Origin of the sequence: Labrys sp. (in: a-proteobacteria) (assembly GCF_047605565.1) — a bacterium.
GTDB classification, from domain to species: domain Bacteria; phylum Pseudomonadota; class Alphaproteobacteria; order Rhizobiales; family Labraceae; genus Labrys; species Labrys neptuniae.
In genome coordinates this window covers 64,972-88,002 of sequence record NZ_JASGFM010000008.1, presented here as the reverse complement: position 1 = coordinate 88,002, position 23,031 = coordinate 64,972, and the positions used below count along the sequence as shown (strand labels likewise).

The 23,031-nt window shown below is 63.9% G+C and carries 21 protein-coding genes; 9 read left to right on the top strand and 12 right to left on the bottom strand.

What is annotated here, in order from left to right; all coding sequences use genetic code 11:
• The first annotated feature begins 185 nt into the window (after positions 1–185).
• The 4 genes from QM672_RS10270 to QM672_RS10255 all read left to right on the top strand — a co-directional run bounded on the left by QM672_RS10270 (position 186) and on the right by QM672_RS10255 (position 3,734).
• Positions 186–1,190, top strand: coding sequence for a LacI family DNA-binding transcriptional regulator (locus QM672_RS10270; RefSeq protein WP_415082470.1), 1,005 nt, complete (start codon positions 186–188; stop codon positions 1,188–1,190).
• A gap of 29 nt (positions 1,191–1,219) precedes the next feature.
• Positions 1,220–2,485, top strand: a complete 1,266-nt coding sequence (locus tag QM672_RS10265; protein ID WP_415082356.1) for a D-tagatose-bisphosphate aldolase, class II, non-catalytic subunit — start codon at positions 1,220–1,222, stop codon at positions 2,483–2,485.
• A 71-nt stretch (positions 2,486–2,556) separates the two neighbouring features.
• A complete protein-coding gene (locus QM672_RS10260; RefSeq protein ID WP_415082468.1) occupies positions 2,557–3,102 on the top strand; it encodes a sigma-70 family RNA polymerase sigma factor in 546 nt (181 codons plus the stop codon).
• Positions 3,099–3,734: an NrsF family protein gene (locus QM672_RS10255; protein ID WP_415082354.1), complete on the top strand. Its 636-nt coding sequence runs from the start codon at positions 3,099–3,101 to the stop codon at positions 3,732–3,734. Before QM672_RS10260 ends, QM672_RS10255 begins: the two co-directional genes overlap by 4 nt.
• A gap of 230 nt (positions 3,735–3,964) precedes the next feature.
• On the opposite strand, the gene QM672_RS10250 is transcribed toward QM672_RS10255, so the two are convergent.
• The 10 genes from QM672_RS10250 to QM672_RS10205 form a co-directional block, all read right to left on the bottom strand.
• On the bottom strand, positions 3,965–5,017 hold the full coding sequence (locus QM672_RS10250) for a response regulator transcription factor (protein WP_415082352.1): 1,053 nt from the start codon (positions 5,015–5,017) through the stop codon (positions 3,965–3,967).
• A gap of 237 nt (positions 5,018–5,254) precedes the next feature.
• Positions 5,255–6,079, bottom strand: coding sequence for an SDR family NAD(P)-dependent oxidoreductase (locus QM672_RS10245; RefSeq protein WP_415082350.1), 825 nt, complete (start codon positions 6,077–6,079; stop codon positions 5,255–5,257).
• A gap of 9 nt (positions 6,080–6,088) precedes the next feature.
• Positions 6,089–7,603 carry a choline-sulfatase gene (gene betC, locus QM672_RS10240; protein WP_311935207.1) on the bottom strand — a complete coding sequence of 505 codons (1,515 nt, stop codon included), beginning with the start codon at positions 7,601–7,603 and terminating at the stop codon, positions 6,089–6,091.
• The gene (locus QM672_RS10235; protein ID WP_415082347.1) at positions 7,600–8,106 is read right to left on the bottom strand and encodes an acetone carboxylase subunit gamma; all 507 of its coding nucleotides are present in this window, start codon (positions 8,104–8,106) and stop codon (positions 7,600–7,602) included. Before QM672_RS10235 ends, betC begins: the two co-directional genes overlap by 4 nt.
• Positions 8,107–8,113: 7 nt before the next feature.
• Positions 8,114–10,309, bottom strand: coding sequence for a hydantoinase B/oxoprolinase family protein (locus tag QM672_RS10230; RefSeq protein ID WP_415082345.1), 2,196 nt, complete (start codon positions 10,307–10,309; stop codon positions 8,114–8,116).
• Between the two features lie 179 nt (positions 10,310–10,488).
• Complete coding sequence (locus QM672_RS10225) at positions 10,489–12,642, bottom strand: hydantoinase/oxoprolinase family protein (RefSeq protein WP_415082343.1); 2,154 nt, start codon at positions 12,640–12,642, stop codon at positions 10,489–10,491.
• Positions 12,643–12,753: 111 nt separating this feature from the next.
• Complete coding sequence (panE, locus tag QM672_RS10220) at positions 12,754–13,665, bottom strand: 2-dehydropantoate 2-reductase (protein WP_415082341.1); 912 nt, start codon at positions 13,663–13,665, stop codon at positions 12,754–12,756.
• Positions 13,666–13,747: 82 nt separating this feature from the next.
• Complete coding sequence (locus QM672_RS10215; RefSeq protein ID WP_394308292.1) at positions 13,748–14,221, bottom strand: DUF2269 family protein; 474 nt, start codon at positions 14,219–14,221, stop codon at positions 13,748–13,750.
• Positions 14,218–15,510 carry an SDR family oxidoreductase gene (locus QM672_RS10210; RefSeq protein WP_415082339.1) on the bottom strand — a complete coding sequence of 431 codons (1,293 nt, stop codon included), beginning with the start codon at positions 15,508–15,510 and terminating at the stop codon, positions 14,218–14,220. Before QM672_RS10210 ends, QM672_RS10215 begins: the two co-directional genes overlap by 4 nt.
• 67 nt (positions 15,511–15,577) lie before the next feature.
• Positions 15,578–16,273, bottom strand: a complete 696-nt coding sequence (locus QM672_RS10205) for a helix-turn-helix transcriptional regulator (RefSeq protein WP_311935195.1) — start codon at positions 16,271–16,273, stop codon at positions 15,578–15,580.
• Positions 16,274–16,408: 135 nt separating this feature from the next.
• Here QM672_RS10205 and QM672_RS10200 point away from each other — a divergent pair, with 135 nt between their 5' ends.
• The 5 genes from QM672_RS10200 to QM672_RS10180 all read left to right on the top strand — a co-directional run bounded on the left by QM672_RS10200 (position 16,409) and on the right by QM672_RS10180 (position 20,811).
• Entirely contained in the window at positions 16,409–16,864 is a 456-nt protein-coding gene (locus QM672_RS10200) for a MarR family winged helix-turn-helix transcriptional regulator (RefSeq protein WP_311935193.1), read from the top strand.
• Positions 16,861–18,954 (top strand): FUSC family protein, encoded by a 2,094-nt coding sequence (locus QM672_RS10195; protein WP_415082336.1) that lies wholly within the window; start codon positions 16,861–16,863, stop codon positions 18,952–18,954. The genes QM672_RS10200 and QM672_RS10195 overlap by 4 nt, the downstream gene beginning before the upstream one ends.
• Positions 18,951–19,160: a DUF1656 domain-containing protein gene (locus QM672_RS10190; RefSeq protein WP_068295920.1), complete on the top strand. Its 210-nt coding sequence runs from the start codon at positions 18,951–18,953 to the stop codon at positions 19,158–19,160. Before QM672_RS10195 ends, QM672_RS10190 begins: the two co-directional genes overlap by 4 nt.
• Positions 19,157–20,071 carry an efflux RND transporter periplasmic adaptor subunit gene (locus tag QM672_RS10185; protein WP_367623093.1) on the top strand — a complete coding sequence of 305 codons (915 nt, stop codon included), beginning with the start codon at positions 19,157–19,159 and terminating at the stop codon, positions 20,069–20,071. Before QM672_RS10190 ends, QM672_RS10185 begins: the two co-directional genes overlap by 4 nt.
• Before the next feature lie 146 nt (positions 20,072–20,217).
• On the top strand, positions 20,218–20,811 hold the full coding sequence (locus tag QM672_RS10180) for a hypothetical protein (protein ID WP_415082333.1): 594 nt from the start codon (positions 20,218–20,220) through the stop codon (positions 20,809–20,811).
• A gap of 64 nt (positions 20,812–20,875) precedes the next feature.
• Here the strand turns inward: QM672_RS10180 and QM672_RS10175 are convergent, their stop codons facing one another.
• Positions 20,876–21,784, bottom strand: coding sequence for a homocysteine S-methyltransferase family protein (locus tag QM672_RS10175; RefSeq protein ID WP_415082331.1), 909 nt, complete (start codon positions 21,782–21,784; stop codon positions 20,876–20,878).
• 170 nt (positions 21,785–21,954) lie between these two features.
• Positions 21,955–22,566 (bottom strand): LuxR C-terminal-related transcriptional regulator, encoded by a 612-nt coding sequence (locus QM672_RS10170; protein WP_367623090.1) that lies wholly within the window; start codon positions 22,564–22,566, stop codon positions 21,955–21,957.
• Between the last annotated feature and the right edge of the window lie 465 nt (positions 22,567–23,031).

Below are 23,031 nucleotides of genomic sequence, written 5' to 3'. Positions count from 1 at the left end.
TGGAGGAATGGTTTTGGCATTATCATATTGAATTAGAATAATATATTTTTTGAAAGCAATGATCGGATGAAAATTCCGAGTGACCAATTTTATGGCATGTAAAAAATAAAATTGTTTGCCTGTGTAAAAATTAAAGGCGAACTGAATGCGACAGGGAGCGGCGGTTGGTGCGAAAGATCAGGAACATGGCCGAGTTCGCCGAGCTCAGTGGCATTTCACGGCCGACCGTGTCGAAATATTTCAATGACCCAGGCAGCGTGCGCAAATCGATCCGCACCCGCATCGAGCGAGCCCTGGCTAAATATGACTATCGGCCGAACCTGTTTGCGGTGAACCTCAATCGAAAGCGGCCCAAGATCATCGGCGTGATCGTGCCCGATACCTCCGACATGTTCTATTCGGAGATGGTGCGTCACATCGAGCGACGCTGCGCGCAGGACGGTTACTTCGTGCTGGTGCTCTCCTCGCGAGGGGATGCCTTGCATGAGGCGCGTTCGGTGGAGACGCTGCTGTCGCTCAAGATTGCCGGAGCGATCATTGCCCCCCTCGGCGCCTATACCGATGCGATGCGGATGGAGACCCTGCGCGCCCATATTCCCGTGGTCTATCTCGATTCCTCGCTGCAGGACGGCTCGCCCTTCGTCGGCACCGACAACGAGCAGAGCATCGGCCTGATCACCGATTATCTCTGCCGCACGGGGACGCCCCCCTGCTTCTTTGAAATGCCTGCGGTCAATCACAATGCCGCCGAGCGCAGCAATGCCTATGTCCAGGCAATGGAACGGCTCGGCTTCCAGCCGGAGATCGTCACCGTCGCAGGCAAGCCGGACTGGCGTTTCGAGGAAATCGCCTATGGCGAGGCCCTGCAGGTGATCGACGGAGCGGGGTTTCCGACCTCGACGGTGCTGTGCGCCAATGACCGTATCGCCGTGGGGGTGATGGCCGCCGCCTTCCAGCGCGGCCTGAAGGTCGGGCGCGAAGCCGATTGCCGGTTGCGCGTCGCCGGCCATGACGATCAGCCCTATAGCCGCTTCGGCTGTCCGCCCTTGACCACGGTGGCGCAGGACTTTTTCCGCCTCGGCAATCTCGGCGTCGAACTGTTGCTCGCCCAGGTCGAGGGCGAAGAACCTTCACAGGGGCAGCAGCAATTGCGGCTCGGTGCCCAATTGATGATGCGGGCCTCGGCCTGATTGCGATCCTCATTTCACGGAGACCCGACATGACCACCCTTCTCGACCTGGCTCCCGCACGGCGCTCCGGAAAGCCACGGGGCATCGCTTCGATCTGTTCGGCTCATCCGGACGTGATCGGGACGACGCTGGCCCATGGCCGCGAGCGCGGACGCGAGGTTCTGATCGAGGCGACCTGCAACCAGGTGAACCAGGAGGGCGGCTATACTGGCATGACGCCGGCCGATTTCAGGCGTTTCGTGTTCGAGAAGGCGAAAGCGGCCGGCTATGATACCGCCAAGCTGATCCTTGGCGGCGATCATCTCGGCCCCAATCCCTGGCGCCAGTTCGAGGCGGAAGAGGCGATGGCCAAGGCCGAGGCGATGATGGCGGCCTATGTCGCGGCGGGCTTCGGCAAGATCCATCTCGATGCCAGCATGGGCTGCAAGGGAGAGCCCGAGGCGCTCGACGACGAAACCACCGCCGGGCGCGCTGCCCGCCTCACACGGGTGGCGGAACAGACCGCGCGCGACAACGGCCTGCCCCCGCCGGTTTATATCATCGGCACCGAAGTGCCGGTGCCGGGCGGCGCCTGGCACGCGCTCGACGGCCTGCAGCCGACCGCCGCGGGCGCGGCGCGCCAGACCATCGAAACCCACCGGACCATCTTTCGCCAGCAAGGCGTCGAGGCGGCGCTCGACCGCGTGATCGGCCTGGTGGTGCAGCCCGGCGTCGAGTTCGGGCATGAGGAGGTGGTGGTCTACCAGCCCGACAAGGCCCGTGACCTCGTTGGCGTGCTGGACAACGAACCTTCCCTCGTGTTCGAAGCCCATTCCACCGACTACCAGCCGCGGGAGAAGCTGACGAGGCTGGTAGCCGACGGCTTCGCCATCCTCAAGGTCGGGCCCGGCCTGACCTTTGCCTGGCGCGAGGCGCTCTATGGCCTCGATCTCATCGCCGGGGAACTCGATGCCTCCTATGGCGAGCGCTCGCTGGCCAAGGCGATGGAAGCCCTGATGCTGGCCGAGCCCGGCTACTGGCAACGTTATTATCCGGGCAATGCCGCCAGCCAGCATGTGCTGCGCCACTACAGCTACAGCGACCGCATCCGCTATTACTGGCCGCATCCGGTCGCGGCCGCCGCTGTGGCACGTTTGTCGCAGGCGCTGGCGGGGCGCGCCTTGCCGCCGACCCTGGTGCATCAGTTCGTGCCAGCCGTGACGGGGCATGAAGGCCCGCTCGACATGGCGACCTGCCTCTCTCTGGCCATACGCGCGGTACTGGATGATTATGCCGAGGCGACAGCGGCACAGTGAGTCGGTGCCGGTATTCGGTAGTAACAAAGCCGTGAGACCGACCGTAGAGAGGATGGCGCGTGCATAATCCCATGCGCGAAGAGGAGTGGGCGACATGGTTGCGGCAGTCGATCGCCGGGGATGCACCGGCCTATCGGCGGTTCCTGCAGGCTGTGACGCCCTATCTACGCGGGACGGCGCGTCGTTATTGCGAGCGCTTCGGCGCGCCGCCGGCGGAAATCGAGGATGTCGTCCAGGAAGTGATGCTCGCCATTCACCTCAAGCGCGGAACCTGGGATTCCTCGCGCCCGCTCGGTCCCTGGTTGTCGGCGATCGTGCGCAACAAGATGATCGATACCATGCGCCGCAGGGGGCGGCAGGTGATGGTGCCGATCGAGGACGTGATCGAGGTTCTCGAGGCGGAGGAGCCGGCATCAGGACTGTCACAGCATGAGGCCGAGAAAATGCTGGCGCATCTGAAACCACCGCAGCGGGACATCGTGGAAGGCATCTCCCTCGGTGGCGTCAGCATCCGGGAGATGGCTGCACGGCTGTCGATGACGGAGGTAGCCGTTCGCGTCGCCCTGCATCGGGGCCTCAAGAAGCTCGCAGCGCTCTATCGGAGTGACCAGTCGTGAAGACCGACGATCTCATCAATGCCATTTCCGAGGATGCGCCGATCAGATGGTCCCTCGGCAGGATTTTTGCGTTGGCGGTGATCGTCGGTACGGCTTTTTCGGCCGTGCTTTTCTTCGTGGGGTTCCGACCCCGTCCCGATATCGCTGCAGCCGCCGAGACGTGGCGCTTTCTGTTCAAATTTGTGGTGACGGCGTCCCTGGCCGTTTCGGCCGGTGGCCTGATCCTGCGCCTGGTCCGGCCGGGTGCCGGATCAGGGGGATGGCGCCTTGCCTTGATCGTTGCGCCCCTGCTCCTGGCCGCCGCAGTCGCTGTGGAATTGATGGTCATGCCGTCCGCGAGCTGGGGAGCGCGCTGGATTGGCGTCAATGCCCGTTACTGCCTGATGCTGATACCCTTGCTGGCGCTCGGGCCGCTGGCCTGCATTCTCTACGCCCTGCGCCAGGGTGCTCCGGAGAATCCCGGCAGGGCCGGGGCGGTAGCGGGTCTTGCTGCGAGCGGCATCGCGGCGACCCTTTATGCCAGCCATTGCGTGGATGACAGCCCGCTTTTCGTCGCCACCTGGTACAGCCTGGCCACCGCCATCGTCACTATCGTCGGATATGTCGCCGGTCGTCGTCTGCTGCGCTGGTAAGCGGGCATCACGCCGTGACATCGGTAGCCGTCGCGGCGATGTGATTCTTCCGAACATTCAAGCAATATATTGATATTGTTGAATTTGGTTCGATTTAAAATCTGTCCTCGACGACGAGGGAGTTCGCCGGAAATCATCGCCGGGTGGCCTCGCCGCCTCATCATGAAGCGGATGATTTGGTTCGAGTTTTACGGTTGTCATGTCGTAAAGACTGGCTTTTTCTGAAGCGTCTAGCCGTTCGCTCGATGCCGCTGCAGCGCCTGGATATAGGTGAGGAAGAGTTCGCGCTCCGAGGTGATGTCCAGTTTTTCGTAGATGCGCAGCCGGTGGTTCTTCACCGTGCCGCGCTGCAGCTTGAGACGCTGGGCGATGGTGGCGGTGGGGTGTCCTTCGAGCACCAGCTTGACGATATCGATCTCCCGAGGCGTGAGGGTCGGATTGAGCTCGGAGATGATCGCCTGGTCGTAATCTGTTGAAGAGGACGCCGATTTCTCCACCGTGAAAAGCCAGCCCTCCGGCGCGGAACTATGGGCCGGCGAGATCCGAGTCCTGTGCAGAACGGTGGCGTCGTCCAGTACAGCCTCGCCGGCATTCTCGGCCGTCAGCCGTTCGACGGCGCGCCGCAGGTTGGTATTCCGGCTCTCCAAGTCCCGCCAGGCCTCGGATGCGTGAATGACGCAGCCTTCGAGATCGCGCAGCATGATGGCCAGCGGCAGCGAGACGCCGCCTGCGCCGCGCCCGATCGCGGCCGCGAGGACGGCATTGACATGCGCGCTCTCCAGCCCGGCGAACAGGGGGTAGAAATCCTCCATCGCCGCTCGCTCGCTCTCGAGGAAACGGCCGATACGGCGTTCGAGAAACAGGGCGACGCTGGCCCGTCCCATCGCAGGCAGGAAGTAGCCGAGTTCGTCGGTGATGCTGGATTCCTGCAGGAATTCGCGGACATAGCGGCTCTGCCGGGTTGCCGTGGCCGGGAACATGTCGAGGCTGACCACGCCCGGCCGTTCGGTTTGCACCCAATAGCGATGGAACGGGTCGAAGACGTGGAAGGTCGTCTCATATTGGCGGGCCAGGGCATCCGAGAAGCCGTGATGCATGAGGAAGCTCGGCCGGCCGACCGCCGAGTAGCGCACCATGGTGGCGATGTCGTGCGAGACCAGGGAACGAAAGGCCGCGAGCAGGGCGGCATAGAAGTCGGATGTTCCCACCAGCCGGGCGGCCTCTCCGATAGCGGCATTGACGGTAGCAAGCGGCAGGCCGGAGGCGATCAGGGTCGATTTCATCCGCAGCCTTCCACGCCGAAGTGACGCTCGGCTATAAGCGTTATCTTACAATAAGTGAGACGCTGCCTTTGTCATGCCCGGGCTTGACCCGGGCATCCAGCGGCCCCGACTTCGATAACCGGAAGGGGGCTGGATTGCCGGGTCAAGCCCGGCAATGACAAAGGCCGAGCCAATTCAATACGTTTATTGACCGGCGAACTCGTAGCCGAAGGGGAGGGTAGCGTTCCCTGAAGCTCTCTACCAGAGCGCGCCTCCGGTGATCTGGATGTTTTCGGCGGTGATGCCCTTCGCAGCCTCGCTGCAGAGAAAGACTGCGAGACCAGCCACTTCGCCGGGTTGGATGATGCGCTGCTGCGGGTTCTGGCCGGCAATCCGCGCCATGGCGCTTTCCAGGCTTTCTCTCTTGCCTTCGCGTTCGGCGACCTGGGCGACGTTGCGGCGCATCAGCTCGGTCTCCACCCAGGTCGGCGAGATCATCACGGCCGTGACACCATGCGGTGCCCCTTCCAGTGCCACGCAGCGCGTCAGGCCCAGCAGGCCGGACTTGGAGGCGCAATAGGCCGGGTTGTCCTTCCAGCCGACACTGGCGGCCGTCGAACCGATATTGATGATGCGCCCCCAGCCACGCGCGATCATGCCCGGCAGGAGGCTGCGTGTGGTGCGAAAGGCCCCGGTGAGGTTGGTGTCGAGGATCTTCTCCCAGAGCGCGTCGGAATGACCGCTGACAGGCTGCTCGGCCGTGGTGCCGGCCGCATTCACCAGGATGTCGATGGGGCCGCAGGCGGCTTGTGCGGCCTGGATGAAGGCGTCGATGACCTCGCTGGAGCGCACGTCGAGATGGCCGGCATGCACCTTGACGCCCTCGGCCTCGAGCATGGCGCGTACGCGCTGCAGCTCGGCCTCAGCGGGATAGGCGGCGGCATCGCCCTGGCGCGCGCCTTCGCCGATATAGGAACCGACCGCGACATTGGCACCGGCTCCAGCTAGAGCCTGGGCGATGGCAAGGCCCTGGCCGGTGAGGCCGCCGGTGATCAGGGCGGCACGCCCTTTCAAGCTGGTCATGGTCTTTCCTTATGGCCGAATGAATTCACGGGCCTCGGCCTCGTGATACGACTTCGTTCCGCGATAATATTGCAACGATGCGTCGCTCCAGGGCTGATAATCCCAGGGCGTGACCTTGCCGGTGGTCAGTGCCTTGTAGACGAGGCGGCGCCGACGCTGGCTGGCGATGATTTCCCGCTTGAGCCTCGGCATGTCCCATCGGCGCTCGACCTCGCCGAGCATGTCTCGCACCACGTCCGCATGACCACTATCTCCCGCAAGGTCATGCATCTCGTCCGGATCGGCTTTCATGTCGAAGAGCTGGGGCGGATCGTGCTCGACATAGGTGAATTTGTAGCGGCCCTTGCGCAGCATCACATAGGGGGCCGCCACGCCTTCCGACATCAATTCGCTGACAGCGATGCGATCGTCTGCATCCTGCCTTAGGAGGGACAGCAGGCTGCGCCCGTCGGGGCGCTCGGGGTAATCGTTCCATTCCGGGCCGGCGGCGATCTCGACCAGGGTCGGCAGGATATCGACGAGCGAAGCATTCGCCTTGATGCGGGCGCCCGCCGGCACGTTAGGACCGGCCACGAGCAGCGGCACGCGCGACGACCAGTCGTAGAAGCTCATCTTGTACCAAAGGCCGCGCTCGCCGAGCATGTCGCCATGATCGGCGAGGAAGATCACGATGGTGTCCCGGCCTTGCCCGGAGCGTTCGAGCGCATCGAGCACCTCGCCCACACGCTCGTCGAGATAGGACACGCTGCCGTAATAGGCATGGCGTGCCGTGCGCACATGTTCGTCGCCGACGCCGAACTCGCCGCGATCATATTGTTCCCACAGGCGCCGGGAATGGGCGTCCCGCTGGGCCGGCGGAATGAAGGGCACGCAGGGCATGTCGATCTTGTCGTGATCGTAGAGGTCCCAGAAGCGCTGCGGCGTCACATAGGGATCGTGCGGATGGGTGAAGGAGGCAACGAGCAGGAAGGGGCGATCGTCGCTATCGCGCGCCTGATCGAACAGCCAGCGCCGGGCATTGTGGGCGACCTCCTCGTCATAGTCCTGCTGCAGGGCCCGTTCGGCGATGCCGGCATCGCTGACGTTCTTCATGTTGTGGAACCAGTCCATGGTCCGCCAGGGATCGTCCCAGTCGGCCGTCCAGTTGAAGTCGGACGGGCAGATATCGGTCGTCACCCGTTCTTCGAAGCCGTGCAACTGATCTGGCCCGATGAAATGCATCTTGCCGGACAGGCAGGTCCGGTAGCCGAGCACGCGCAGGTAGTGGGCAAAGGTGGGAACATCGGACGGGATCTGCGCGGCATTGTCCCAGGCCTGGATGTTCGAGCACAGCCGTCCCGTCATCAGGGCCAAGCGGGCGGGGGCGCAGAGGGGGAAGTTGGAGTAGAAATTGTCAAAGACCGCACCGCCCTTGGCGATGCGGTCGAGGTTGGGGGTCTTGACGATCGGATGGCCGTAGACGCCGAGCGCCGGAGCGCCAAGCTGATCGGCCATCAGAATGAGAATATTGGGCCGCTTGCTCACCGGCTCTCTCCCTCCGGTTCGAGGGGGCGCCTGAGCCAGTCGCGATAGAAGCCTTCCAGATCCGGTTCGAAGTCATGGACGATGGGATAGCCGGGAGCGGCCGCCTCGACCTCGTGAAGGGTGCCGCAAGACTGGCAGAGGAATTCGCGTATTTCCATCCATTCCGGATCGGGGATATCGGAATTGGGATAGATCTCGCGCAGGGCCTCCTTGGTCCGCCGCACGCGGATATGGGCGCCGAGCTTCCAGTTCTTCTTGTAATGCCCGAACTCCTGGCCGCATTCGCATTTGGTGACACGGCCATTCGGCGTGTCGGCGATGAACAGGTGGTCGCCGATCGGCAGCAGGATCGGGTCCTTCCAGGCCATCCGCTCCTGCAGGACCTGGATATAGGTCTGGAAACGGTCATCGTCCTTGTAGGCGCTCATGATCTGCCGGGTCTGGTGCCAGGGCAGGGTACCTGCAACGAGTTCGCGAATGGTTTCCTTGGGATAGCTGGACATGCTGACCTCAGTAGTGAACCGTGAAGGAGGCGTCGAGGCCCCAGAACTTGCGGAAGTCGGCGGCAAAGCGCGGCGAGAGCTTCATCGCATTGGCATGCATCTTGGCGACCTCGGGCGCGAAGTCGCAGGCGGCGACACGCTTGGCCTCCTCGGCGATCCAGGCCGAGACAGGCACTGAAGTCGTGATGCGTTCGGCCCGCATCTTCTCGCGCAAGGCGGCGGTGGCGGTGAGATCGGCCTCCAGCCGATCCGTCTGCGGGACTTCTCGGATGACGATGCCGAATACCTGCTCGGCCGCCTCCGGGGTGAGGAAGCCGTTCTCCACATCCTGTGTGGTCTTGACGGGATCGCGCTCCAGTACGTCCCCGTAACCACCGCCGCCATTATAGGAGTGGGTGAAGATATCGCCGGACTTGTGCGGCGCGGTGATGTAGGGGCCTTCCTCGGTGACGTGCCGGCCCTCGACCAGTTTTTCCAGGTCCGAATGGGCCGGGTCGGTGCCGATGGTATGAGGCAGGGGCCGCTTCTCGGCGATGATCTCGGCGAGATTGGTATCGCGCACGGCCCGGTGCATCTGGCAGGTCGGTGCGGGATAGCCGCCGCACAGCCCGCCATTGTCGAAGACGCGCGAGGAATGCTCGGAGGTGACCAGGCGCAGATGGTTGGACTTGCTCACCAGCCAGGTCGAGATGAAGGCGCAGCCGCCGCGATATTTGCCGGCGCCTCCGGAGTTGGGCAGGATCGAACGGCCGATATAGAGCATCGGCATGTTCTGTTCCCAGATCTCGATATTGCCCATGTCGGATTCGGGGTTCCAGCCGACATAGGCGGTGTCGAGCCCGTCCTTGATGGCGAGAGCGCCGGAGCCGGCGGCGGCGCATTCGAAATGAGCCATGCCGAACAAAGTGCCGTATTGGCTTTCGCCGCCCATCTCGATCATCGGGGAGTTGACCTGACCGACGAACACCTCCTCGATGAAGCCCCGGGCGAGGAAGCCGCGCGAGAGCAGGCGCTGGAACACGCCATAGGCGGGCAGCAGCAGGGCCCAGGACGTCGCCGTCGCCACCATCTCATTGTCGGGATTGGTCCAGGTGCCCTTGGGGATCTTCAGCTCGGTGGCGAGCCAGGCGCCGTCATTCACCAGCCCCTCGAAGTTCATGTGCTGGGTGAGGGTGACGAACATGCCGCCATCCATGCCGGCCGGCGTGCAGTTCATCGAATGATAGCCCCAGGGCTGAGTGCCCTCGAAGTCGAGCTTGATCTTGCCCTCGGTGGTGATCTCCATCTCCACCGGGATGTTGTAGAGCCAGTTGGGGTCGGCCAGCGGCTGGAAGCCCGGCTTGCCCTCGGTGACATGGCCATAGAAGGTGTGGCCGCGATAGATGCCGGGCACGGTGAGCTGGCGCGTGCGGGCCAGCTGCGAAAGCCGGCCTTCCTCGATGAATTCCTTGGAGATCTGCTTCCAGTAGTCGAGGCCGATCTCGTCGACGAGGGCGATGAGGTTCTCGCGCATGTCGATGCAGGAAGCGACCTTGGCCTTCTCGTCCAGCACCCAGTAGATCGGCATGCGCAGATTGCGCTCGCAGCGGATGACGTAGTCGCGCCGGATCTCGTCATTCTCGCCGATCTTTTCGGCGCAGACGAACAGGCCTTCCGTGAAGCGCTCCTGCGCGAGGCAGACGTCGCCGCCGGGGGTGATGCCGCCGGCTTCAAGCTCGTGGCAGACGGCGCCAGCCCAGCCGATCAGTTCGCCGGAATGGAAGATCGGCACTACGTCCATCACGTCGGGCACCTGCACCGTGCCGATGAAGGCGTCATTGTTGGCGAAGATGTCGCCCGGGCGGATGCCGGGATTGGCCTCGTAACCCTCGCGGATCATCCATTTGATGAAGCGGCTCATGGTGTGGACATGCACCATGATGCCGTTGGAGAGTGCGATGGCATCACCCTCCGGCGTGTAGATGGCAACCACCATCTCGCCGACCTCACGCACGCCGGGCGAGGCGGAGATGCGGCGCGCCATTTCACGGGCGGAGACACAGAAGGCGCGCAGCTTGGTGTGGAGGGTCTCGAATTTCAGCGGATCCTGCCTGCGCAGCTGCAGTGCGGTGATGCCGTCATAGCAGCCGGTCTCCTCCATCAGACGCTCGGATTCGAGCATCCTTTCGCGAAGCGGCATGTGGGCTTTCACGTGGTCCAGCATGGTGTCCTCATCTTCCACCCTCCCCCTGGAGGGGGAGGGTCGAGGCGAAGCCTCGGGGTGGGGTGGCGGGGCGACATATCCAAGATGCCGCATGGATCTTGCTTGCTCGACGGGTGGAGGTTCTCACCCCACCCCGGACCTTCGGTCCGACCCTCCCCCTCCAGGGGAGGGTAGAGACGTCAGCCGTGGCGGTAATGCAGGAGGGTCCATTCGTCGACGAAGACGCTGTCGCCGGGGTGGACCACCAGGGTGGTGGCGGGGTGTTCGATGATTGCCGGGCCCTTCACTTCGTGGCCGGGCTGCAGATCGTCCATCTCGTAGAGATCCGCCTTGTGCCAGCGTCCGCCCAGATAGGCTTCGCGGCGGCCCTTATGCGCGGCAGCGGGATAGGTGCCGCCGAGCAGGCGCTTGACCAGCACCGGCTTGACCTTGTCGGCGGTGGCGATCAGGCCGAGCTCCATCACCGAATAGCCGACGGCGCCGTAGCGCGAGACCCGGTGGTTGATCTTGCCGTAGACGGTTTCGAAGGCCTCGATGATCCGGCGCATGTCGTCGGCGGTCTGGGCCTGGTCGAGCGGGGCGGCGACCTCGACGTCTTCGAGCTGGCCGGTATAGCGCATCATCAGGAAGGGAACGGTGCGGACCTTCTCGCGCGGATGGCCATCGGCCACCATCTCTGCGATCGCGGCTTCCCGCAGTTCCTTCCAGACGCCTGAGATGCGTGCGGCATGAGCGGCCAGTTCGTCCTCGCCGGCGGCACTGGGAATGTCGATCTGGGTGGAGATCGAGTGGCGGCGCATATAGTCGGCCGTGGTGCAGCCAAAGGCCGAGAAGGCGGCGGCGAACTGGAAGGTGATGATGTCGCGAAAGCCGATACCGCGGCTGCAACCGGCCAGGTGCAGTGGCCCCGAGCCGCCATAGGAGAGCAAAGTGAATTCGGAAGGGTGGATGCCCTGGCCGGAGATCACGCGCCGCAAGGCGTTGTTGGCGTCGTCCTCCAGCATGTGGATCATGCCCTCGGCGGCTTCATGCAGGGGCACGCCGAGGACGTCGGCGCATTGCTCCTTGAAGGCCTTGGTCGCCTTCTCGACGTCGAGCTTCACCTTGCCGCCGAGGAAATAGTCGGGGTTGAGACGGCCGAGGATGGCGTCGCAATCGGCAATGGTCGGGCGGGTACCGCCCCGATTGAAGCAGATCGGCCCGGGATCGGAACCGGCGCTCTCGGGACCGAGGCTGATCTTCCGGGTCAGCGGGTCGACCTTGAGGATCATGCCGGCCCCGGCGCCGATGGTATCGAGATGCAGCGTCGGCACGTTGAGCTTGAACCGATCCATGATCGGCTCGTTCTCGATGCGGGTCTGGCCGCGGGTGATCACCCCCATGTCGAAAGAGGTGCCGCCCATGTCCGAGCAGATCAGCGAGTCGTTGCCGATCAACTTGCCGACATAGGCGGCACCGAGAATGCCGCCGATCGGGCCGGAGATCATGGTCTCGTGCAGGCGGGGATGATCGATCGAGGTGAGGCCGCCGAAGGAGAGCAGGGTCTGCACGCGATAGCGGTAACCGTGCTTCTTCGAGATGTCCTCGATACCTTTCAACTGCTTGCGCCCGCGCGAGGTGGCATAGGCCTCGATCAGCACCGAGTTGAGACGGGACTGCTCGCGGATGACGGGGCGCACCTCATGGCTGGTATAGACCAGGATCTCGGCGCCCGCTTTGGCGATCTCCTCTCGGGCGATCTCGGCGATGCGCTTTTCGTGCGTGGGATTGACGTGGGAGAACACCGTCATGATGCAGATGGCGTCGACCTTGTCGGCGATCAGCTTGCGTACGGACGCCACGACTTCGTGCTCGTAGAGCGGGATGATGATATCGCCGAACTGGTCGACACGCTCGGTCACGCCATGGGTGCGCCGGCGCGGCACCAGGGGATCCGGGTGGTGGTGGGTGATCGCATGCAGGCGATCGGCATAGGAATAGTCGGCCCAGGCCTGCAGGCCGCGGCCCATCAGGATCATATCCTCCAGGCCCTTGGTGGTAATCAGGCCGAGCTTGCGTCCCGTGCGCGAAAGCAGGGTGTTGAGCATGCCGGTGCCGGAGTAGAGCACCACGTCGATGCCGGAGAACAGATCGTCCAGCGAGATGCCCCAGGCCTCGGCCGCATCGGCGGCTGAGATAATGAAGCCTTCCGATTCATCGCGCGGCGTGGTCGCCGCCTTGCCGATCTTGAAGTGGCCGTTGCCGTCGACCAGGATGGTGTCGGTCATGGTGCCGCCGGCATCGATGCCGATGACGATGGGATTGCCGATTGTCTGCGCGCCTGCCGTTGTCATCGCTGTTCCCGTCCCAGATGAGGTTGGGAACAGGCTAGGCGGGGGACGGCGCGATCCGCCATGTGCCTGCGGTCACTATTCGGGCGGACGTCGGCCGATATTCGCTCTCGGCTACCTGTTCTGACAGATCGCCAGATTTGTATAAGCCGCTGACAGCAATGGGGTTTCCATTCCAGCCTTCTGCGCGCGCGCCAGCAGATCCCCGATGATCTGGTCCGCCTCGATCGGCGCGCCCTTCTGCAGGTCGCGATACATGGAGGAAGCCATGGCCGAGCCCTTCTGGGTCAGCATCGAGCGTGCCATGTTCAGGATGGGCTCGCCCGGCAGCTTACCCACGGCTTTCACCACGCTCACCACCTCGTCGAAGAAGCGCAGCACGAAGGCCAGGCCGCCGGGTGCCGCCTCGATCTCGCCAACCGAGCCGCGCATCAGGCAGCAGATGCCGCCCAGGCTGGCGAGCGTGATCCACTTGCCCCACATGTCGCGCTCGATATCCTCGGAAAGCCTGGCGTTGAAGCCGGCCCCCTGCATGGTCGCATCGACCGTCTCGATGCGTTTGGACCGTTCGCCGCTCATCTCGCCATAGATGAGGTTGTGCATGGGCGTGAGCTGTACGATGCGATCCTCGTCGTCGACGGTGGCGGCGATCAGGCAGACGCCGCCGAGCAGCGCCTTTTCGCCGAAGCGGGCCTTGATGACATCGACGTGGCGCATGCCGTTGAGAACCGGCAGGATCATCGTTTCGGAAGCGATGGCGGGTGCGATGTCATCGAGCGCGGCCTCCAGCCCGTAGGCCTTCACGGTAAGCAGCACGAGGTCGTAGGGCTCGGCGATACCGCCGCTGGTAACCAGCTTTGGTGCCAGCTCGGCATTGCCGAAGGGGCTGACGATCCTGAGGCCCTCCGTCCGCAACTTTTCCGCCCGCGCGGGGCGAACCAGGAAGGTGACGTCACGGCCCGCTTGCATTAGCCGGCCGCCAAAATAGCCGCCTGTCGCTCCGGCACCGACAACCAGGATGCGCATGGTCCCTCCGCCATTGGTGGCCGTATTCGTGCCTGAGGGTATAGGTCTCTGCGGGTTCGCAGACAAGCAAGCCAGGCTTGTACTATCCGAATTGCGGCTTGGTCAGCATCAGCCAGAGAATGGCGAGCACGGCGATGAAGGCCGGAAAGCCGCAGGCAAACCAGATGCGGAAAAGCCTGTAATAGTCTGGCGGCAGAGAGGAATTCTCTTGCACGGCTTTTCTGGCAAGATTCCGCATTTTGACCTGGATGACCACAACCGGAAGCCAGAACAGCCCTGTGAAGACGTAGAGCCCCAGGGACAGCACGATCCAGGGCGAGCTCAACGGCCAGCCGATCTCCTGGGCCAACAAGGCGCCGGTGAGGGGCTGCAGCACGACGGCAGTGGCGGTGAACAGAAGGTCCGCCGTAACCACGGTGCCGGCAACATGGGCGATCAGCCGGGCATCGTCGGTGCGATGGGCGACGAGCATGAAGAAGGCGATGCCCGCGCCGGTGCCCAGAAGCACGGTGGCACCGATGACATGGAGCCAGAGGAGCAGGTCGGCATAGGTCATCGCGCATCCTTGATGGCGAGCGCGACCAGAGCGAGAACGGCTGCCGGCAGCGTCTTGAGGAAGGGGCCGAGCGGGTCGAGCCAGAGATCGGGCGTGAACAGGCTGCCGGCGAGGAGATAGGCCAGGGTGACGCCGATCATGCCCGTCGCGGCGGCCGGCATGGTTCGTCGCCTGAATATGCCGGCGCCGAGAAGAATGTCGACGATGGCGCCGCCAAGCACGAAGAGAGCCGCCATCGCGGGCGAAAAGCCCCGTATCGTCAACACGACTTCGGCCTGATCTGCCGCAAAGAGGCCGATCAGGCCCGAAAGCAGCCAAAACAAGCCCAGTGTCGCGATGATCACCGGCTTGAGCAGGAAGAGGCGGGCGAACCAGCGTTCGCGCACGGTGCCACCGACGGCTTCGAGGATTTCCGGCAGGGCTTTGAGCGAGCGGCCGTTTGCCGCTCCAAGGGGTGTCGGATCGCCGTCGATGCCGGACAGGATCTGGTCAAGCGAGGTCGAACGCATCGGCGGACGCCAGCCCAGCAGGCCCGCCAGATCGCCGAGGCGAAAGCCGAGCCGGAAGATCCACAAGGGCCAGCGGGCAAAACGGGCGGGAGGCAGGCCGAGCCTGGCCCGCAGCGCGGCGACGATGTCCTGGAGGCTATGAGCCCTGTCCTCGACGAGATCGTAGATGCGCCGATGCGGCAGACGTGCTTCCACCGCGGCCAGCGCCGTTGCGGCGACGTCATCGAGCGCTACACTGCGGATCGATGGCGCTGGAGGCAGCGGAATGAAGCCGGGCAGGCTGGCCAGGGCGTGGAGCAGGGCGCTGCCGCCATAGGCCGACGAGCCCAGCACCAGGCCGGGCCGCAGGATGGTCCAGTCGAGCGACGAGCCTTCCAACGCCTCGTCGGCAATGCCCTTGCTGCGCATGAACACGGTGGCGGCATCGGGCGAGGCGCCGACGGCGGAGATCTGGACGAAGCGTTTTACACCGGCCTGCTCGCAGGCCTCGAAAAGCGCGACCATGGCGAGTGACTGGGTCACCATGACATCGTCGCCGGGGCCGTCTTGCAGCACGCCCGCTGCATTGATCACGGCATCGACATCGTCAAGGAGAGGACGCCAGGCCTCGGCGCTGACGAGGTCCTGGAGATCGTGCTGAAGCCACCGCGCGCGGGGTTCGCGCAGGCGCGCTTGGCCGACGGAACGACCAAGACCCGTGACCTCGTGGCCGGCCGCGAGCAGGGCCGAAACGATGGCCGAGCCGATCAAGCCGTAGCCGCCTGGAACGAGAATGCGCATGAGGGCCGTTTGCCCGGTTTGCCGGAGCGAGGCAAGGAAGAAGAAGAGCCGGTACCGGCCAGCGAGGCTAGCGCTTGGCGATTTGGTCCATCACGGCCCGCCAGGCCTTCACCAGCTGGCTGCGTCGCCCCGGATAGCGCTCGCCGATCTCGCTGGCTGCGGCGATGCGATCGGTACGGAAATGGCGAAAGTCTTCACGCAACTCGCACCAGGCGGCCAGCATGCGCGCCTCGTTCATGAAGCCGATGGCGATCGGCCAGATCACGCGGGTGGTCGCCTGGCCATTGAGGTCTCCATAGTCGATGCGAAGCTTGGCCTGGGCGCGGATGGCACTGCGAAATACCTCGATAGCGACCTTGTTGTCGGGAAAGGCATTCCGGCTGGGGCCCGGCAGGGCGACGGGGTTGCGGGCGATTTCCTGCGCAGCGGGCGGCAACACCGCCTCGATCTTGGAAAGTGCCTCGCGCGCCGCCTTGCCGAGCGTGTCGTCGCCGCGCTGTTCGACATAGCGCAGGCCGAGCACGATGGCCTCGGTCTCGTCTTCCGAGAGCATCAGAGGGGGCAGGAACAGGCCGGGGCGCAGAATGTAGCCGATGCCGGCTTCGCCTTGGATGGGAGCGCCCTGCGCGACCAGTTCGGCGATGTCACGATAGAGCGTTCGTTCTGAGACGGCGAGTTCCTCGGCCAGGGAAGCCGCCGTCACCGGACGGCGCTTGCCGCGCAGGATCTGCAGGAGCGAGAGGAGGCGGCTCGTTCTGGCCATGGCGTCTCATCTGACGTGGAGCCATCATTCTATACGCCTGACTGACAGATGATGTCAGGAGGCTTTCTCTTTGGCGGCGATATCTGTTGCAATAAATAATTTGCATGCTTTTAATTAGGATGCTAATTATTAGACATGGAAAAGATTGACGCCTTGCGCTTCGCATTGACCGGCAAAACCCAACAGATCGGCCGCCATTGGCGCCGCCTGGTGCATGACATCGTCGCGACCCATGGCGTCTCGGACGCCGCGGCGGTGCCGCTCATCCAGATCGAGCGCATGGGCGGCGGCGTAAATCAGACCGAGGTCGCCGATGCGATCGGCATCGAAGGAGCTTCCCTGGTGCGCCTGCTCGACCAGCTTTGCGCCAGCGGCCTGATCGAGAGGCGCGAAGGTGCGGATCGCCGGGCCAAGACACTCTGGCTCACGGCCGAGGGCGAACGAGTGACAAGCGTGATCGAGCAGGAACTCGTCGGCTTGCGCACCCGCATTCTCGGTCATCTTTCGCAGGACGACATCGAGGCAACGCTCCGGGTGTTCCGCGCCATCGAGGAGGCGTCGGCCCGCCAACAGGCGGAGGCGGCGACATGACCGCCGGCTTCACCCTGCCAACCGTTCGGGACTGGATCTTCTCGCTCAAGGCTTTTTCGGCCTCGATGCTGGCACTCTATATCGCGTTGGCTGCCGGGCTGGAGCGCCCCTACTGGGCGATGGCGGCTGTTTATGTCGTTGCCAACCCCCTGGCTGGCGCCACGACGTCGAAAGCGCTCTATCGGGCCCTCGGCACCTTCATCGGCGCCTCCGGATCGATCCTGCTGCTGCCCATTTTCTCGTCGGCGCCGGAATTGTTCGTCATCGTGGTCGGCCTGTGGACCGGTGTCTTCCTGTTCGTCTCCCTGCTGGACCGTACGCCGCGCAGCTATGTCTTCATGCTCGCAGGCTATACGCTTCCCCTGATCGCGTTGCCGGCCGTCAGCGCGCCCGAGACCATCTTCGACGTCGCTGTTTCGCGCGCCGAAGAGATCACGCTCGGTATCGTCTGTGCCGCCCTGGTGAATTCCCTGTTCTTCCCGGCCCGGATCGGGCCGGTGCTCGGGCAGCAGATCAAGGGGTGGCTGCGCGATGCGGGAGCCTGGGCAAGCGCCGTACTGACCGACGACAATGGAGCCGGCGCGACGCTCGAACGCCAGCGCCTGGCCAGCGACATCCGCGCCATGGACATGCTGATCAGCCAGCTCAGCTACGACACCGCGAACCAGGCCACCGTGCGCGTCGCCCATGAGCTACGGGGGCGCATGGCGTTGCTGCTGCCTCTGCTGTCTTCCCTGGACGACCGCTTGGCTGCCTTGCGTGAGGCGGGCGGCGAGATCGTCGGCATCGAGGCCTTGCGTGCCCGCCTGCTCGACTGGATGCGCTCGGGCGAGGGCAATGAACGCGGTGAGGCCGATCAATTGCTCGCCGCGATTGCCGCACTGGAGCCGAAGGTCGACCCGGATGATGCCCAGGAGGCGCAATGGCCGGCCCTGGTGCTGTCGAGCACTCTGGAGCGCATGAAGGAACTGGTCGATCTATGGGAAGATTGCCGCCAGTTGCAGCGGCAGATCGAACTCGGCGACCGTATCAGCCGCTGGCGCCCGACCTTCCGCATGCGTCGGACCGTCGGCAAGGTCAGCCACTATGATTATGCACTGCTGGCCTTCCAGGTCGGCTCCGTGGCGCTCGCCACCATCCTGTCCGGCCTGATGTGGATATGGACCGGCTGGAGCGAGGGTTCGGGCTGCGTGATCATGACGGCGGTCGGTTGCTCCTTCTTTGCCGCTATCGACAATCCCGTCAGCCAGATCCGCAGCTTCACGATATGGATGACCATCAGCGTCGGCTTGTCGGCGGTGTACCTCTTCGCCCTGCTGCCGCTGGCCCATGATTATGTCGGGTTGGTGGTGATGTTTGCCGTGCCCTTCATCCTTGTCGGGACGCTGGTGTCGCGCCCGCAGTTCAACATGATCGCCATGCTGCTCGCGGTGAACACGGCGTCCTTCGTCGGGCTGCAGGCCAATTACAGTGCCGAGTTCGCGGCATTCATGAACTCGTCCGTCGCCTCGATCCTCGGCGGTGCCTTCGCCCTGGTCTGGACCCTGGCCACCAGGCCCTTCGGGGCGGCCATGGTCGCCAAGCGCCTGGTCAAGGCCGGCTGGGCGGATATTGCCGCGACCTCGCGCGGTGGGCGCAACGCCGATGCCGAGGCCTTCGCCGGCCGAGTCTTCGATCGGCTCGGTCAATTGGTGCCGCGGCTGGCACAGGGTGTCAGCGAGGACGTTGCGGCGGCCGATCTCCTGGTGGAACTGCGGGTCGGCATCAACGTGCTCGACCTGCAGAGGCTGCGCGGCAAGCTGTCATCGGCGCAACGTCGGCGCCTGCAGCAAGTGCTCGATGCCATTGCCCGCTTCTATGGCACGCGGGCGGCGACGGGCAGGGCGGTCGATCCGCCGCCTTCGTTGCTGGGTGCCATCGACGAGGCCCTCTCTGATTTCGCCCAGGGCGTCGAGCCGAGCGTGCGTCGGAACGCGGTGCAGGCGCTCGTCGGTTTGCGGCGCGCCCTCTTTCCCGCCGCACCGGCGCCCGTAAACCTGGCTGCCCCCGTGGCCATGCCCGTCCTTCCCAGACTGGAGCTCGCATCGTGAACGCCGACATCGATATCTTTGGCGTCTATGTACCGAGCCTGATGATCCTCGCGCTCGTCGCCATCATCGCCAATCTTCTGCTTCGTTCTGTATTGGCCAGGGCTGGCGTCTATCGCCTGGTCTGGCACCGCTCCTTGTTCGATCTCGCACTGTTCGTGATCGTGCTCAGCGGGTTGTTTTCCATTTTTCAACGGTTCGTGTCGTGAAACGCTTTTTTGCCTCGCTGGGGCGAGTCCTCATCACCCTGATCGTCGTCGTCATCGCTGCCGGCTTCGGCTGGCGGCTGTGGGACTATTACATGAACGACCCGTGGACCCGGGACGGCCATGTCCGGGCCGATATCGTCGGTATCACGCCGGACGTGTCCGGGCTGGTCAGTGAAGTGCTGGTCCGCGACAATCAGGAAGTCCATCGCGGCGACGTCCTGATCCGCATCGATCCCAAACGCTTCGAACTCGCCCTGCAGCAGGCCGATGCGGCCGTCTCCGGCACCAAGGCCACGCTGGAACAGGCAAGGCGCGACTATGTCCGCTACAGCGAACTGGGCAAGGACGTGGCCTCCGCGCAGAAGATCGAGCAGGCACTGGCAAGCCAGGACGTCGCGAGCGCCAATTACCAGCAGGCTCTCGCCAATCAGGCCGTAGCCAAGCTCAATCTCGAACGCTCGGAGATCAAGGCGCCGGTCAATGGCGTGATCACCAATTTCAACCTCAATCCCGGCGACTATGTCGCGGCCGGCAAGGCGGTGACGGCGCTGCTCGACACGGATTCATTGCGGGTCGAAGGTTATTTCGAAGAAACCAAGCTGCCCCGGATCGCGGTGGGAGACCCTGTCGACATTCATCTGATGGGGCAGCCGGCAGTCATCACGGGCCATGTCGAGAGCATTGCCGGCGGTATCGAGGATCGCGAACGCAGCGATGGTTCGAACCTCCTGGCCAACATCAACCCGACCTTTTCCTGGGTGCGCCTGGCTCAGCGCGTGCCGATCCGCGTGGCACTCGACAAGTTGCCGGATGGCTTCCGCCTGGTCGCGGGCCAGACGGCGACCGTCACCGTCAAGTCGAAGCCGTCGCAGGCCAGTGCCGGGGGGGCAGCCGGAACGCGTAAGTCCTGAGGAAAAATGGGACAGCATCTCCTCGTTGAGGCGGTGCCGCCCCCGATCCTTCGAGCAACCAAATTCTGGGCAAACAAGCGTTCAGCCGTGAACGGGTTTTGCTCCCGGTCTATAGAGGCGTGTGCCTTTCGCGCAGAGGACTCTTCATGACCGCCCTCCTGACAGCCGAACTTGCCTGGTACGCCACCGGGCGCTTCTACCGCACGCATGACGGCGCGCTGGCGGATTACGGCTACTTCCTGCATTTGCCGTTTGCCGACGCGCCGCTGTTCGCCGGCGAGCCGGCCGAGACGAGTGCTCATTTCACCTTCGCCGCCACGCCGTTCAAGGCGGATGGGATCGACAATGGTGCGCTTTCGCTCGGGCTCGATCCGGTCGGCGAATTCTCCCTGTATCTGCAGCGCGCCCCGGCGGCGAGCTTTGCCGATCCGGCCTCCTTCGCGAAGGGCGAATGCATCGCCACCTTCCGCCGCACCAGCCTGGTGGTCGGCACCACGGTCGCCACTTCCCTTGCGGCAGCAAGCGCAGCCATCATTGGCACCAACGTATTCTCGGCGCGCCTGATCGCAAGCCATCCATTCGAATTCGCAGGAAAGCGCTACGATCTCGCCGAAGCAGTCGGAGCCGGCATCACCCAGTTCGGTACCGCGGCGACCGTGCCGATCTCGCCGCCGCCAGAGGGGTACGATCTCGTCCTGCCTTTTACCGGATCGGCCATTGCCTTGGGTCGAGCTGGGTAAGCCGGTGATTTTGCGGCGGACCTTTCCACCGGGGACCTGCGAGCCGTCGCTCCTGGCGCCAGGTTCAGCGCCCTAAGGCCGCTGCGAGATCGTGAATATGCCTGGCGCCGATGCCGCAACAGCCGCCGATCAGGGTGGCGCCAGCTTCAGCCCAGTCGCAGGCAAAGCGGGAATAAGCCGTTGCCGTCAGATCCTCGCGCGTGCCGTGCAGGGTTTCGTTGGCGGCGCCGTCCTCCTCCTGCTCTTCGAAGGCATTGGCATAGACGCCGATTTCGAGATCGGACTGCCGCTCGCGCAGGACATCCCTAGCCACGCGCACGGCCTTGCCCATCACCTCGGGGCGGCTGCAGTTGAAGAGCAGCGCTTCGGCCCCTGATCCGGCCGCCCAGGCAGCGGCATCGGCCACGCTTTCGCCGGAGCGCAACTGCGGCTCGCCGTCCTCGGCGCCCACTTCGTCGGCCAGGGTGAAGGAGACCCAGAATGGCTTGCCGGTGGCGGCCGCGGCCTGGCGCACGGCCTCGCCTTCGGCGATCAGGCTGAGGGTTTCGCCGAGCCAGACATCGGCGTGGGGAGCGAGGCCGGCGACCAGCACTTCCAGATAGCCCTGGACGCGGGAAGGATCGAAACGTTCGGGTTCATAGGAGCCGAAGATCGGCGGCAGCGATCCTGCCACCAGCACCTTGCGGCCGGAATTGCTGTCGGCGGCCTGCCGGGCGAGGCGGCCGGCGAGGTCGATCAGGGCCGGTCCCTGCTCGCGGAAGCGCTGCTCACCGATATGGAAGGGGACCAGGGCGTAGCTGTTGGTGGTGATCACCTCGGCTCCAGCCTCGATGAACTCGGCATGAACCCGGCGGACGATGTCGGGAGCCTCCATCAAAGCGAGCGCGGACCATTCGGGTTGGCGCAGCTCGGCGCCGAGGCGAAGCAGTTCCCGGCTCATGCCGCCGTCGAGAATCCGGATGGTTCCGGGCATGTCACGTCCTCCAACGATGATGGACAAGCCAGTAGCCATCCTCGATCAGGAGAACAAGACGTCGCTGAAGGAGGAGGGCCGGGGAGTTGCGTTTGCAAGACGAGGCGCCGGCACCGCCAGGAAGCGATCCTGTTCCAGCCCATTCCATATCCGCTGCTGCGGCGACTGTCTCAGTCGTTCGAGTTTTCGTTGGGAAGCAGCAACTCGTTGGTCAGAAACGCAACTTCGGTGCGGTTCTTGGCCTTGATCTTGCGCATGATGTTGCGGATGTGAACCTTGACCGTGCTTTCGGTCATATTGAGCTTGTGGGCGATGATCTTGTTCGGCTCGCCCTTGCGTACGCAGGCGATGATTGCCAGCTGCCGTTCGGTGAAATGCGGCCGCCCCTCCACAGCGGGCGGTTGGCCATCGAGCTGGGCTGTAAAGCCCTGGCGTGCCGACAACAGGCCACTGGCCGGAACGAAGGTGCCGCCGACATTCACGATGCGGATTGCCTCGATCGCCACTTCCAGGCTGAGGCTCATGGTTACGAAGCCGCGTGCCCCGCGTTCCAAGGCGGAGACCATCGTCGCCGGATTGTCGATATCGGATAGGAGGACCACGCGCGCGCCCGGCACGCTGGAGAGAATGCGATCGAGCCCGGACTGTATGGCTCGGGCCGTGCCTTCCTCGCTGGTGGCGCATAGCAGGATGATCGTCGAAGGGGCATGCGTGGAGGCTGTCAGCCAATCATCGATGGTGTCATAGCCGACGGCAGCAAGGTTTGCGGAAGAGGCCGTCAAGCACATCGTCAGACAATCGCGCCAGAAGGCTCGCTTGTCGATTACACAAACGGGGATCTTCAAGTAACGCTCTCCCTCGTGTGTCAGGCCACTTTCACCGATCGATCTCACCTGCTTCCCCTCCTTCAATCGCGAAATAGGCAAGGACTTTCAGCGAAATGTCAAACTTCCATATTCTCGCAATCCAAGGCGGAGACAGTTTCCTTTTTGGGGAAATATTCAATACGCCGGCGTCGTGGCGCGTGGAATTGGCGCGGCATGACTTGGATTCGACACTCTTCCTCAACACGATGGGTGGACACCCATCCTCTCAGTGAGAAACACCATGGCGCAGGGCTGCGATGTGCGATTTCGCACATTGCCTTCAGGCCATGCGGCCCATGCGCGCGATCGGCAAGTCGGCGCAGCCATGCCGGGCGCGCCTCTAGGCACTGCAAGCGTGGTGGTGCCGTATCCGCAACATGG